Source organism: Micromonospora sp. NPDC049044 (assembly GCF_040649215.1).
Classification (GTDB): domain Bacteria; phylum Actinomycetota; class Actinomycetes; order Mycobacteriales; family Micromonosporaceae; genus Micromonospora.
This window is the reverse complement of record NZ_JBEZFA010000014.1, coordinates 1-13,768: the sequence shown is the minus strand read 5'-3', so window position 1 is coordinate 13,768 and position 13,768 is coordinate 1. Positions and strand designations below refer to the sequence as shown.

The following is a 13,768-nucleotide window of genomic DNA, read 5'->3' as shown; positions in this document are numbered from 1 at the left end:
CGTCGCCCAGGGCGGATCTGCACACACGACGGCCGAGAGGGCACAGTGGTTCACGGCCGGACGCAATCCGCGGCGGCATCGTGATCCCGTCGTGACACGCCGCCGTCCGGCGGTCGCCAGGTGCGAAGGCGGCGTACCTCAGCGCGGTGTCGTGGGCGCGGCTTGCGGAAGTTGCACAGTGACCGCCGGTGCGCCGTTCGCGACGCTGATCGTCACGAATGCCAGATCACCGAGGGTCACCGGCAGGTCACCGGCCACCTCCTGCACCGTGTCGGTGCCGGTCCACGATGCGATCTCGCGCGTCTGGCCGTCGAGCGTCACCGCGTACAGCTGGTAGCCGGTGCCGGCGTGCAGGCCGGTGGCCGTGACCTGCACGTGTACTCCGCTGTCGGTCTCCGACGCGAACACCGAGGCCGTCGCACCGGTGCGCGGTTCGCTCCCGCTCGCCGCGACCGTCACCACCTCCGGCCCGGCCTCATCACCCATCCGATCCAGAACGAAGAGGGCACCGAAGCCGACGAACAGCACCACCGCGAGCGCAAGACCGGCCCGCATCAGCGCGAGCCGCTGCCGCCGGGGGCGCGGCTGCCGCCCGGGCCCGGTGTCCACCGGACGCCGGGCGGCCGGCCGGACCGTGCCGGACCCACCACTGCGGGCAGTGGGCGCCGCCGGCCGGGTGACCGGCGGCGCCTCCTCGACAACCACATCCTCGCTGAGCAGCGCGAGGGCAGCGACGACCTCGCACACCTCGCGGGCCGTCACCCGGCACTGCGCGCAGTCGCGCAGGTGGCGGTCGACGGCGTCACTGTCGACCGGATCGAGGACACCCATGTAGTGCGGACCCAGCAGGTCCGTCACATGGTCGCCCAGGGCGGGTAGGTCCGGCACGCCGCTCAGCTTCCCGGTCCGTAGCGTTCGGGCGGCGTCACTGCTTCACGAATCGCCACTTCTGGTCTCTCTGGTTGTCCTGGCGGTCAAACTGCTGGATCCAGTATCCGTTCCAGGTGGTGCCGTTGTCCCTCGTCGGTCCCAGGTCCGCGCCCAGCAACTCCATCACGAAGCCGCTGCGACGGTTGGTCATGACCACGTTCCCGGCGCCGACGTCCTCCAGCAGCCACTGCTGATTCTCGTCGTTGTCGTCACGCTCGTACACCGCCATCTTCGCCCCCTTCTGCAGGGAACGGTCCTGCACGGACAGGGCCATATTGTTCCACGCGCTCGCGATGATGACGTGCCGCTTGTCCGGCGCCGGGTAGAGCCGCCAACGTTGGTCCGCGTACCCTTCGTCCTTCCACAGTTCCAGCCGGCTACCGGGCTGCACGAGCATGTTGATGCCCGGGATTTCCACGATTGAATTGGCCGCCCACGGGTTCTCGAGGCGGTATGTTGCGCCCGCCTCGTACGCGAACAGCTTCAGGCCCTGGGGCTTCTTGCTGGGCTGGGCAGACGTGCTCGTGCTCGGCGAGGCCTGCACGCTCCGGCTCGCCGACGGCGTGGGGCTCGGCGTCACGGTGGGGCTCGGCGTCACGGTGGGGCTCGGCTTCGTCGCGGGGACGGAGAGCCGGCTGTCCTTCTCGTACTCGGCGATGTGCCTCGGCACCTCGTCGGCAAGTTGGGTGACGTTGACGCGGGGGAGCCCGGCCGCGCGCCGCACCGGGTCGATTCCCCACTGGTACGCGCTCAGCGCCAGGCGGTACGGGTCCTCGCCGTTGAGCTCGGACAGTTGCTGCGCCATGTCGCACATGGCGATGCCGAGTGCCGGAATGGCATCCGCGGGTCGCCATACCGACGTCTTCTCGCCCGGCTGGTACTGTTCCCACAGAGCGGACGTGAACTGGGCGACACCCTGGCGATCCGACGTGCGCTTGTTCACGTCGAAGCCGGACAGTGTCCGCAGCTGTGCCGCGATCCGGGCCGATGTGATCTGCGGGCAGATCTTTCCGGCGGTTTGGATCGGCTGGACGAGAGCGTCGGGCACCTTGAGTTCCCCGGCAGCCCCGGCAGCCCCGGAGGCGGCCGAGTTCGTCACCGCCTTCTCGGAGAACTGCGGCTGCTCGGCGTACCAGGCCGCGTACGCCTTCACCTTGTCGACGTAGGACTTGGCATCGGTCGGGACGCCGCGCGCGTCGAGCACCGCCTTGATTCCGGTCCGCTCCGCCGCGATGGCGGCCGGCCAGAGGTCACCATCGAGGTCGGTGGAGCGCAGGTGGCCCACGTTCTCGCAGGTCCGGTGACCCAGCGCGACGATGTTCGCCCGCCGATCGGCGCGACTGGCGTCGGACGAGGGACGCCACTTCTCCCAGGCCGCCTGGTCGAGACCGGCGATCTTGTCGGGGCTGGTCTTGAAGCCGGACGCCGCCATGATCTGTGCGGCGATCTTCGGCGGGTTGAGGGCGGGGCAGGACAGGGCCGCCTCCACGATGGCGGGCACGTCACCGTCGGGAACGGGCTCGCCGACCAGCTTGTCCGGGTCTGCGGTGGCGGCCAGTTCGAAACCGACGGCCCCGGACGCCAGGATGATGCCGACCAGGGCCACGATCTCGGCGCGCCTACGCGTCGACGAGATGAGCCGTCGCCACGGGCGGCGCTGGCCACTTGCGGTTGCTTTCATCGACTCAACTCTTACGCTCAATGGGGTGGGCACGTGTCGTGCACATGACGGCTGGGCAGCTGCCCCGGTTCACAGCCTCTTGGATTTTCTTGGGCCCGCCTCGCCCGCGTCGCCGTTGCCGGTCGACCGTCGTTCGCCTGTGGCGCCGAAGTCGAACCCACGGCTGACGAGGGCCTCTCGCATGGCCCGAAGCGCATAGAAGGTGCGTGACTTGACGGTGCCGGCCGGGACGTCGAGCGCGTCGGCGGCCTCGGCCACCGACCGTTCCCGGAAGAAGATCTCGACAAGCGTGATGCGCAGCCGCTCGGGCAGGGAGTCGAGCGCGGCCCGGACCTCACGCGCGTCGAGGAGGCGCTCGATGGCGTCGTCCGGCTGCGCGTGGTCGTCGATGTAACCGACCGGCAGTTCGGCCGGCCGGACGTCGGCGGAGCGCACCTGGTCGATCAGGATGCGCTTGGCCACGGTGAACAGCCAGGCCCGGTTCCAGTGCCCCTCGGCGTTACGCGCCTCCGGATTCCGCCAGGCCCGCAACACCGTCTCCTGCACGATGTCCTCGGCGCGGTGAACGTCGCCCCTGGTCAGGCGGGTCATGAAGCTCAGCAGGACGGGCGCGTGGACCTGCTGTAGATGCCGCAGAGCGTCGGCGTCTTCGGCGCGGTCCTTGCTCGCACCCAGACCGTCCGCAGGGGACTCGGCGTCAGCTGCCGTGCCGCCGGCACCGCTGACTTCTGGGGAGGGTCGCACGCGGCAAAGACTTACACCGAGATTGCCGATTGTCTACTCAGCGACACTGCCGGTGGCAGTCGGGCCGGCGGGTATCTGGGCTGTTCATCGATCGCGGCGAGGGGTGGGTGGCGTGGCGTCATCCGCCGATGATTCACGGAGCGTGACGACTAGTTCGGGGGATGTCCGGTTGCTGGGCAGCCCGCCGGGACGGCACCCGACCAGCGTGAACTGTGCCGTGCACGCGCCCGCCGGGCCGTTGCCCGGGGCAAGCTAATCTACGTCCGATGTTCACTCGGCGGTAACGTCGACTGTTCACTCGGCTGTACGCACGGTCCCGACATCTGCCGCGTCCCTGTCGGAGCGCGATCGTTTCGAGCGGGCCACCGACGGGAGGAGGGCCGAGCATGGGCACCGCTTGGGTGCTGGCGGTGACCTTCGTGGTCGGCGGCGTCCTCGGCGCATCGATCATGGCGCTGAGCGTGCGTCGGACGGCCGCCGCGAGGAGCAACGAGCTGGCGCAGCTCGAACAGTTGGTGGAGCGGCGGGCGGAGCAGGTGACCGCGCTGAGCCATGAGCTGCGGACCCCGTTGAGCATGATCAAGGGTGCGGTCGACCTGTTGCGGGAGGGCACCCCCGGGCCACTGACAGCCGCCCAGGCCCGCTTCCTGCAGGTCCTGGATCAGCAGTGCACGCAGGTCATCGGGCTGTGCGAGAGCCTACTGATCCAGGCCAAGATCGAAGCCGGCTTGTTCACACCACACCTGGAGAAGGTGGACGTGTCGGTGGTGGTGCGTGAGGTGGTGACCGCGATGCGACCGCTGTGTGTGCAGCGGCAGCAGCGCATCAGCCTCGACATGCCACAGGTGATGCCGCGTATCCGGGCAGACCCGATGCTGCTGACCCAGGCGCTGACCAACCTGCTGTCGAACGCGAGCCGGTTCACCACGACCGGCGGGAACCTCGATGTTCGGGTCATGCTGATCGACAATGGCGTGGCGGTGTACGTGACCGACGACGGCGCGGGCATGAGTCGGGCGGAGCGGCAACGCCTGTTCCACCGCTTCGCCACCGGTCGGCCGTTGGCCGACGGCACCGGCCTCGGCCTGGTGATCACGAAGACCATCGTGGAACTGCACGGAGGCGAAATCATGGTGCACACGGCGTCGACCCGGGGGACCACCATCCTCCTGACCCTGCCGGACCGGTCGTGACGCGCGCCGGCGAGCAGCCCGGGAGCGGGCCCACCGCGCTGGTGGTCGACGACGAGCCGCAGATGACGATCATCGTGGAGTTCGCACTCCAGACCCAGGGCTTCACCGTCCTCGCCGCCCACGATGGCGCTACCGCCCTGCACCTGCTGCGGACGCATTCGGTGGACCTCGTGGTGCTGGACGTCATGATGCCCACGATGGACGGGCTGGCCCTGTGCCAGCGGATTCGCGCGCGCTCTGAGGCGCCCATCATGTTCCTCACCGCGCTGGCCCAGCGTGACGACATCATCGCCGGGCTGGAGCACGGCGCCGACGACTACGTCACCAAGCCGTTCCACCCCCGGGAGGTGGCGCTGCGGGCGCAGGCGCTGGTGCGTCGCCGCCGGGGGGCAGGCACCACGGTCCGGGTCGGTGAGCTGGTCATCGAGCCGGCCACCCAGACCGCGACGTTGGCGCAGCACCGGCTCGACCTGCCGTACAACGAGTTCAAGCTGCTGCACCACCTGGCGGTGCGCCGCGGCGTGCCGCAGTCGTGGCAGGACCTGCTGCGGGAGGTCTGGGGCACCACGGACCTGATCGGCGGACGTGACGTGGTGAAGTCCGCGGTGTACCGGCTGCGCTCCCGGCTCGCCGGGATACCGAACGGATCGGCGTACGTGCGCACCCTGCGGGGGGTCGGCTACCTGATGCCCGAGATGGCCGCCGGGGCCGCCGGGGCCGGGGACGACTCCCCGGCGGCTAGGTGACGGCGGCGTCACCATTACTTACGCCGCCGTCACCGGAGCGTCGTTCACACGCACTTAACGTGGCCGTCACACCACTTGCATTGATCCGGGTGGCTTCAGTAGGGGAGACCACGTCATGAGGACGAATACGATACGGGGCAACCGCACACTGCTGGCGACAGCGATGGCGGCCTCGCTGCTGTTGGGCGCGGCCGGCTGCGCCCGCGAGGGTGGCGCCGAGGCCAGCAAGGACAGCGGTGTGGTGCACGTGGTGTGCGGCGCCACCGAGGACTGGTGCGCGGCGACCACGAAGAAGTTCACCGAGACCACGGGGGTGAAGGCCGACTTCGTGCGGCTCTCCAGCGGCGAGGCGCTGGCCCGTATCAAGGCCGGCAAGGGCAACGCGGAGTTCGACGTGTGGTACGGCGGGCCCGCCGACGGGTACGCCTCCGCCGGCGAGGAAGGCCTCCTGGAGCCCTACGTCTCGCCGAACGCGGGTGTCATCCCGGCCAAGTACAAGGACCCGCAGGGCACCTGGACCGGCGTCTACGTGGGCGCCCTGGGCTTCTGCAGCAACAGCAAGCTGCTGACGGAGCGGGGAGTCGGGCTTCCCGACTCGTGGACGGCCCTGCTCAACCAGAAGCTCGCCAAGGACATCGGCATCGCGCACCCGTCTACCTCCGGCACCGCGTACACGACGCTCTGGACCCAGGTGCAGCTGGCGGGCGGCGACGAGGCCAAGGCGCTGGACTACATGCGCAAGCTGCACCCGAACGTCCTGCAGTACACCAAGTCCGGCTCGGCGCCCGCCCAGATGACCGCCCGTGGTGAGGTCGCGGTGGGTGTCATCTTCGCGCACGACTGTGTGGCCACCATGGAGGCCGGCTTCCCCGACCTGAGGCTGACTTTCCCGGCGGAGGGCACCGGTTACGAGACCGGCGGTGTCGCCGTGGTGAAGAATGCCAAGAACCCGACCAGCGCCCGCAAGTTCGTCGACTGGGCTCTCACCACTGAGGCGCAGGAAATCGGCCCGAGCGTCAAGGCGTACCAGTTCCCGACGAACCCGGCCGCGAAGGTGTCGGACAAGGTCGTCCCGCTCTCCGGCATCGAGATGGTGGAGTACGACGCGGTGGCCGCCGGTAAGGCGAAGACGGCGCTCAACAAGCGGTTCGACTCCGAGGTCGCGCAGGCGCCGAAGTCATGACCACGTTGTTGTCCGATCCCGGGGTGATCACCCCGACCCCACCCGAGACGGTCGCGCCACGTCGGCGGCGCCGCCGGCTCGCCCCGGGGCTGCGGATCCTTGTCGGAGTCTGCGCGGCGGTGGTGGGATTCGGCGCGGTGATCCCGCTCGTGGCGGTGCTCGCCACGGCCTTCGCGCCGGACGCGCTGTCCCGCTACGCCGAGTTCTTCACCTCCTCCGTCGACCTGGGCATCCTGCGCAACACGTTGGTGCTCGGGGCGCTGGTCGGCCTGTGCGGCACCGCCCTGGGGTTCCTGTTCGCGTTCGTCCAGGCCCGACTCGACGTGCCGGGCAAGAAGATCCTGCACCTCATCGCCCTCATGCCGATCGTCAGCCCGCCGTTCGCGGTCGCCACCGCCACTGTGGTGCTGTACGGCCGGCGCGGTGTCATCAGCAACGGGCTGTTCGGCCTGGAGTACGACATCTACGGCCTCGACGGCCTGGTGTTCGTGCTGTCACTGTCGCTGTTCCCGGTGGCGTACCTGGGCCTGCTCGGCATGATGCGAGGCCTGGATCCGGCGCTCGAGGAGGCGGCCATGAACATGGGTGCCAGTCGCTGGCAGATCATGCGCCGGGTGATCCTGCCGCTGCTGGCTCCCGGGCTCGTCGCGCCGTTCCTGCTGCTGTTCGTGGAGGCGATCGCCGATTTGGCGAATCCGCTGGTGCTCGGCGGCGACTACACCGTGCTGGCGAGCCGCGCCTACCTGGCGGTGACCGGCGAGTACGACACCACCAGCGCCGCCGTCTACTGCGTGATCCTGCTGGTGCCGTCCCTGGCGATGTACTTCGGCCAGCGGTGGTGGCTCAACCGCAAGGTGCGCACCACCATCACCGGGCGACCGTCCGGCTCCGTGCACCTGATCACCGGCTGGAGCCGGTGGCCGGTGTACGCCCTGGCGCTGTTCGCCGCCGCGATCATCGTGAGCATCTACAGCACTGTCATCCTCGGCTCGGTGACAAAGGTGTTCGGCGTGGACAACACCTTCACCCTCGATTACCTCAAGGAGGTACTGCTCGGGGTGGGAGTGGAGGCTGTCCTCGACACGTTGACGTTCGCGGTCATCGCCACTCCGATCGCCGCCCTCCTCGGTCTGCTCATCGCCTGGCTGGTGGTTCGCCACCTGCGGCGTACGGCCTGGCTGCTCGACCTCGGCGGCACGTTGGGTGTCGCCGTGCCGGGCACCGTGCTGGGCATCGGCTTCGTCCTCGCCTACCGGCCCGAGCGGTACATCGGCGACTATCTGGTGTTCCCCAGCCTGGTGGGCGGCAGCGCGGTCTTCGCCGGCGCGATGGCAATCGTCGTGGCGTTCGTGATCCGTAGCGTGCCGGCGGGGCAACGGACGGCGGTCGGCGCGTTGACCCAGTTGCATCCGCAGATCGAGCAGGCGTCGACCGACCTCGGGGCGAACTCGCTGCAGACGTTCCGTTGGGTGACCCTGCCGTTGATCAAGCCGGCTCTGCTCACCGGGCTGAGCTACAGCTTCGCCCGCAGCATGACCTCCGTGTCGACAATCGTGCTGCTGGTCACGCCCGAGACGAAGATCATCACGTCGCAGGTGCTCAGCGCCGCGAGCACCGGCCGGTACGGGGTGGCGTTCGCCTACTGCACGGTGCTGACCGCGCTCGTCCTGGTCGCCTTCGGGATCATCCGACTGCTCGTCGGCGGGGGCGCCGCACTGCACCGCACCGCCAAGTCTGAAAGGCCGAAACGATGACCGTCGCCGCGCCCACCGAGGCAGCTGCGCTCGCCCCCGCCGGACGTGGTGAGGCCAGCACCGGACGTCTGCAACTCGAGGCCCTGACCAAGCGTTTCCGCAGCCGTACCGGGGACGTCACCGCGGTCGACAGCGTCTCGCTCGACGTTCTGCCGGGGGAGTTCATCACCCTGCTGGGTCCGTCGGGCTGCGGCAAGACCACCACGCTGCGCATGGTGGCGGGTTTCGAGGACGCCACGAGCGGGAGCATCCTGCTCGACGGCAAGACCATCGACGACATGCCGCCGCAGCGTCGGCCGATGGCGATGGTGTTCCAGAGCTACGCCCTGTTCCCGCACATGACCGTCGCGCAGAACATCGCGTACGGGCTGCGGCTGCAACGGCGTAGCAAGGCCGACATCGCCGAGAGCATGCGGATGGCGGTCACCAGCATGAACCTGGTCGGGCTGGAGGACCGCAGCCCGCACGAGCTCTCCGGCGGCCAGCAGCAGCGGGTCGCGTTGGCTCGGGCACTGGTGGTGCAGCCGAAGGTGCTGTTGTTCGACGAGCCGCTGTCGAACCTGGACGCGAAGCTGCGCGACGCCATGCGGGCCGAGATCCGACGCATCCAGAAGATGTTCGGGATCACCAGCATCTACGTCACCCACGACCAGGACGAAGCGATGAGCATGTCCGACCGGATCGTGGTGATGAACAAGGGCAAGGTCGAGCAGGTGGCGACGCCCGGCGAGATCTACGCCCGCCCGGCCAGCGTTTTCGTGGCGGACTTCATCGGTCGGGCCAACTTCATCGAGACGGTGCCGGAGACCATCGCCGACGGTAAGGCGACGGTGACGGTGCTCGGCCGGCGGCTGAGCGTGCCCGCCCACTCGACGGTGGCAGCCGGGTCGGGGGACGCGTACCTCATGGTCCGTCCCGAGACGGTGACGTTGTCGCCGGTGACCGACGGTGGGACCGGCATGGGTGTGGTGCTGCGGTCGACGTTCCACGGCCCGAGCATCGACTACGAGGTGGAGACGACCGGTGGCACGGTCACGGTGACCGAGTCGGGCAAGGACCCCCGGGACGCGCTGGCCGAGGGAACCCACGTGGACGTGACCATCGCCGCGGACCGGGCGTACCTGCTGAACCGGGAATGAACGTGGTGGCAGCCCGCCGGCCTTCACACCGATTGCCGGCGGGCCGTCACCGGTCATCGTCGCCACCGCGCCCACCGGCATGCGTGCCGGGGAGCGCGCCGTAGGGCGTCCTCGCGCGGTAGTCGTCATCGGATCGCCCGACCGGCGCGGGGTGTGAGGAATCGCCGGAGCGGCAGGGCGATGAGCAGTGCGACAGCAACCAGGAGGCCGCTGATCCACACCGAGCCGAGGTCGCCGGCGTCGGCCCCGAGGGTCGCCGCCGCAGCGACGGGGCAGAGGGTGTGGCGTCCTGTTTCCCGCGGAGTGCTCTGCGGTTCCGCGCAGCAGCCGACAACGCTCTATTCGCCTGGCGGTGGGATGTGCGCAGGTCAAAGCGGTAAGGAGCTGCCAGGTGCCCCGACCTTGCAACTGGGAGCAGATTGGGTGCAGGTTGGCGAAGAGGTCTCCGCGCCCGAAGTGCTCACTGATGCCGGACAGAGACGAGGCGCTTTGACCTGCGGTGTTGGAGATCGAGCGGTGCGGCGTGACCTCCCAGTAGAGGTCGAAGCGGTCAGGCGTTGCTGCTCCCGGGATGGCTGGCGCCGGCCCGCGTCTCGGTTCGCCTTAGGCAGTGTCTGCAGCCGTGCTGCAGGTCGATGCGGAGGGTTGCGGGTGAGCTTGATGCACTCCGCCGTAGTTCCGTCATTCGAGACACCGATCCCACGGGCTACGTCCTGAGTTGGCTCTTCAGGCTGGTGACCTCTTCGGCGGACCCAAAGGTGTCTGCTCGTCGGGTCCGGGTGCTCTCGCAGCCGAGGAGCGAATGTTGGCCGACGGCCCAGCCTTACCGACCGCGGGCCAGTCGGTCGGGTCGTCCGGCAAGTGCCAGCGTCGGCGTGATGACGTACGGCCATTTGCTGGCCCAAGCAAACCAGCTTCTCGCGTCCCTCAGGACGTCCAGCTAACGGAAGCGAATCCATGATCTGACACCGATACGCCTATCACGAGGCGCACGCGGTTTCCTACCGTGAGTGAGTGTCCCGCAGCTCACGGAAACCAAAGATCAAATGCCGTGCGCCACGGGACGAGGATGGCCGCGCCTGCCAACGTCTCGTCAGCCGCCGAGGTCAGCGCTGTCGCGACCACCACGGCCGGCCTGAGGTGCCGCCCGGCGGCCGCATGTCGGAGTACATCAACCGTCCAGCCAAGAAGGCACGCCGCAAGGCCCAGCCATCCTCGGCTCGATCTCGAATGCCTCGGCAGCGCACCGAAACGGCCATGGGCCAGGGACTACGGGTTGCTCCTGCCACGCGCGGCCGCCTTATCGCCGAAGCAGTCGAGATCTGCGAAGTGGCCATCGCCAGCGGCGCCGTCGCAGCCGTCGAGAAACGCGCCGCACACTACGCCGGCGAGGAAGTCTGGACGCAGCTCGCTCACCGCAAAATCGGGCGCAACTGCAGGTGGTTGGCTCGCTTGGCTCGCATGGCGCTGGATGGCAAGGACTGGCTGCATGCGCGCGTGGGCGACATCTTCTTCTACATCCTCGTCAAGCTGAAGGCGCCAGAGATCGTCCGCGTGTTTGGGGCCAGAGCAGCCGAGAAAATTCCACTGCCCTTCGACGAACAGCTCATCGCCGTGGCCCGCGGCATGCAAGTGACCGGCATCGTCATCTGCATCATGAACGGCCGCGACCTCACCAAGTGCGAGAGCTTTCTCGATCTCATCAACACGGAGGGCAAGGAGCGGTTGAAGCAGCTAATCCAGCAGGCGGCGGGAGACTGGACGAACTTGCAGGTATCTGCCCGATCGATGGAGGCTGCATAGCTGGACTACCGTGAAGCAGCGCACTTCAGAGGTATCCCGATCTGCCGCTGACAGCGCGGGTGGCCACCTGGCTTGTCATCTTGTTCCGCGCAGCAGGTGGTGATCGGCTCGTGAGCTTTCGTGAGTGGGAGCGCCTGACGCATATCGAGCGGGCTTTCTTCATCAACTCGCGACCCTCGGGCCGGCGTTGCCGGCAGGCGGAGGCCTACCCGTGATGCGCGCGCCGCATCCTCATCACGGCCCTTGTCACGGGACGAGACGTTCTGGCGCTCGAAGGAGTCGCTGTGATCTCGACGCCGTAGGGCATGGCGGTCCAGTCATCGGAGCGGGTCGACATTAACCAACTCAGCGTCCAGCAGATCGGCTGCATCCTCAGCGGTGGCCACGAACTCTTCCGGTGGGATCCTGGCGACGAAGGCCTTGCCCAGGTCATCCGGAAAGGGATGGTTTGGCCGCCAGAACGCGAAGACGATCACTAGGTCGTCGTCCAGGTAGGCGTACTTGGAGACGTTGTCGATCGTCTCGCCCCACTGCATGAACCAGAACTGCTCCCGAAACTCCGTGTCGTCTTCTTGGAGCAGCCGGAAGATCTCCTCAGGTGTGCGGCCCGGGAACGGACAGGGCTTGACGTCGCGTCGGCGCACCTGCCCCGCGCTCGAGCGCATAGCGCGGATGAAGGACGGGAGGAAGGCGTAGTTGTCCTCGGTGGTCAGCCTCTTGCCAGCCGCCCACAGGTCGACGACGCGGAGTTGCTGCGGCTCGGCCCCGCCGATCTCCACCGCGAACGTGGCCCGGTCACCGAGGCGTCGTGTCATCAGCCCGCGGGCGCAGTCATAAGAAAGGCTGTGCCTGACGGGGTAGCTTGCCATCCCTCGGCCAATGCCTTGCGGACGATCGCAGCGACCGCCGACGGGAGAACGGGCACTGCGGACCCGCCGATCCAGTTACTTGGATGGTCCTGGGGCATGCTGGCCAGCAACACCCTGCCCTTGCAATCGATCTGTTCTACAGCGACAGCGAGCGGTCGCTCACACAGCCCTTGGACATAGGTTGGTTTGCGGCGCACTCGCCACCTGTAGGTGACCCCGTCAACCGTGATGAGCCGAGAGCCCTTCTTGACCAACGCCATGACGACCCTCCTCGACGTCAGATGACCCTGCCCGTAGCGCGCCCGACGCAGCGGTCAGTATGGGGCAGCGGGGGGTGCCCGATCGGCGAGGCAGACACACCGCGTGCCGCATGCCCCCAGAATGTCGCTACGCTCCATGTAGATCAACGCGATTCTCAAGCTGAGCGTGGGCGCACGCCCTGGTCACCTTGCTCGGGCTGGAAGTAGCGCTGATTGATCCGTGCAGCGCCGTCGGGCTTCCCAGCCAGAATCTGGCGCCCCTGCCACTCGACGGTCCGCTCATCACTCCAGCCGTTTCGGGAGCCCGCTCACGGTGAGTGGGCTCCCCGGAGCCTGGCCCGGCTCGAACGGTGCTGCCATCCCTGGGTCAGTGACGTGCGCTACCGGCGCCGCACGTTGGGCAGGCCGGCCTCCGAGGTTAATGCGTCCAAGACCTGATGGGGAATCCGTTAACTCGGGGGTTGTTCCTGGTCTGCATTCTGGTAGGCCCGGCCGTCAGCCATGGCCGTAGCGGCGGGAGGTGGCTTCTCCGATCGCCGTACCTCGGGCCAGTGTCCGCGATTCCGCGAGGAACGACTGCGGGACGATCCATCGCCGGTCGCCCGCCGCAGCCCGGTTGCGAGCTGGGGTTCGGGGAGCAGGTGGGGAGCAACAGGGTGCACTGAACGGCTTTCAACTGCACCCAACTGCACCCCACGGCCCGCAACTGCACCCACCCCTGCCCGCAGCTCCACGTTGCCGCAGGTCAGAGTCGGTGCAGCGTCCTGTTTCACACCGGAGTGCTCTGCGGTTCTGCACAGCGGTCGACAACTCTCTATGTTGCCTGGCTGGGGAGTGTGCGCAGGTCAAGGCGGTAAGGAGCCATTGACCCGCCGCCGACCCAGCCGCCCGGGCGGCGTCCAACGCCACCTCGAAGATCCGGTCCGGCCGGTCCGAACGACGCAACCGTTCCCGCATGTCGACCAGCACCGTGTGGGCGAACCCCACCCGACCCGCGCCGTCCCAGCCACCGACCCCCGCGGCATAACGCCAGCGAGCGTCGAACGTGAACCGGTCCACCGCCTCCCGGTCCGACAACCCTTCGAGACGTTGCAACACCATCACGGTGGCCACCACCGACGGCGGCACCGACCGGCGACCCACCGCCGCGAACAGGTCGGTGAACAGCCCGTCCGGGAACAACGCCTCACCATGCTGACGCAGGAACGCGAAGATCGAGCTCGCCAGCAACGCCTCACCGCAGAAACGGCTCACCGGATCCAGCAGGTCCAACTGCTGTGAAGCCACACCCAACGCCACACCAACAAACTACCTAAAATAGACAGAAAGCGATGGCCACCACGCCAGTGGCAGCCATCGTTTAACACCAGTGGGAGTATGGATCTAACGGTGTTTCCGGACTGACCTACCAGGCGTTGTGCCTGGTGAGGAGGGTGCCGTGATGACCGCGACACTGAACGACCAGA

General features: G+C 68.0%; 11 protein-coding genes. 6 read left to right on the top strand and 5 right to left on the bottom strand.

Annotation, left to right across the window (positions count from 1 at the left end):
• Positions 1-138 precede the first annotated feature (138 nt).
• The 3 genes from AB0B85_RS14220 to AB0B85_RS14210 all read right to left on the bottom strand — a co-directional run bounded on the left by AB0B85_RS14220 (position 139) and on the right by AB0B85_RS14210 (position 3,355).
• The gene (locus AB0B85_RS14220) at positions 139-888 is read right to left on the bottom strand and encodes a zf-HC2 domain-containing protein (RefSeq protein WP_357407134.1); all 750 of its coding nucleotides are present in this window, start codon (positions 886-888) and stop codon (positions 139-141) included.
• 37 nt (positions 889-925) lie between these two features.
• Positions 926-2,611: an RICIN domain-containing protein gene (locus AB0B85_RS14215; RefSeq protein ID WP_357407132.1), complete on the bottom strand. Its 1,686-nt coding sequence runs from the start codon at positions 2,609-2,611 to the stop codon at positions 926-928.
• Positions 2,612-2,680: 69 nt separating this feature from the next.
• Complete coding sequence (locus AB0B85_RS14210) at positions 2,681-3,355, bottom strand: sigma-70 family RNA polymerase sigma factor (RefSeq protein ID WP_357407130.1); 675 nt, start codon at positions 3,353-3,355, stop codon at positions 2,681-2,683.
• Between the two features lie 386 nt (positions 3,356-3,741).
• Here AB0B85_RS14210 and AB0B85_RS14205 point away from each other — a divergent pair, with 386 nt between their 5' ends.
• The 6 genes from AB0B85_RS14205 (at position 3,742) to AB0B85_RS14180 (ending at position 11,173) form a co-directional block, all read left to right on the top strand.
• Complete coding sequence (locus AB0B85_RS14205) at positions 3,742-4,548, top strand: HAMP domain-containing sensor histidine kinase (protein ID WP_357407128.1); 807 nt, start codon at positions 3,742-3,744, stop codon at positions 4,546-4,548.
• Positions 4,545-5,294: a response regulator transcription factor gene (locus AB0B85_RS14200; protein ID WP_357407127.1), complete on the top strand. Its 750-nt coding sequence runs from the start codon at positions 4,545-4,547 to the stop codon at positions 5,292-5,294. The genes AB0B85_RS14205 and AB0B85_RS14200 overlap by 4 nt, the downstream gene beginning before the upstream one ends.
• 115 nt (positions 5,295-5,409) lie before the next feature.
• Entirely contained in the window at positions 5,410-6,477 is a 1,068-nt protein-coding gene (locus tag AB0B85_RS14195) for an ABC transporter substrate-binding protein (RefSeq protein WP_357407126.1), read from the top strand.
• On the top strand, positions 6,474-8,231 hold the full coding sequence (locus AB0B85_RS14190) for an iron ABC transporter permease (RefSeq protein WP_357407124.1): 1,758 nt from the start codon (positions 6,474-6,476) through the stop codon (positions 8,229-8,231). The genes AB0B85_RS14195 and AB0B85_RS14190 overlap by 4 nt, the downstream gene beginning before the upstream one ends.
• Positions 8,228-9,370, top strand: coding sequence for an ABC transporter ATP-binding protein (locus AB0B85_RS14185; RefSeq protein WP_357407123.1), 1,143 nt, complete (start codon positions 8,228-8,230; stop codon positions 9,368-9,370). Before AB0B85_RS14190 ends, AB0B85_RS14185 begins: the two co-directional genes overlap by 4 nt.
• 1,158 nt (positions 9,371-10,528) lie before the next feature.
• Positions 10,529-11,173: a hypothetical protein gene (locus AB0B85_RS14180; RefSeq protein ID WP_357407122.1), complete on the top strand. Its 645-nt coding sequence runs from the start codon at positions 10,529-10,531 to the stop codon at positions 11,171-11,173.
• Positions 11,174-11,490: 317 nt separating this feature from the next.
• Here AB0B85_RS14180 and AB0B85_RS14175 read toward each other — a convergent pair whose 3' ends face one another.
• Both AB0B85_RS14175 and AB0B85_RS14170 read right to left on the bottom strand, forming a co-directional pair.
• A complete protein-coding gene (locus AB0B85_RS14175; protein WP_357407349.1) occupies positions 11,491-11,988 on the bottom strand; it encodes a hypothetical protein in 498 nt (165 codons plus the stop codon).
• 986 nt (positions 11,989-12,974) lie between these two features.
• The gene (locus AB0B85_RS14170) at positions 12,975-13,601 is read right to left on the bottom strand and encodes a transposase (protein WP_357407120.1); all 627 of its coding nucleotides are present in this window, start codon (positions 13,599-13,601) and stop codon (positions 12,975-12,977) included.
• Between the last annotated feature and the right edge of the window lie 167 nt (positions 13,602-13,768).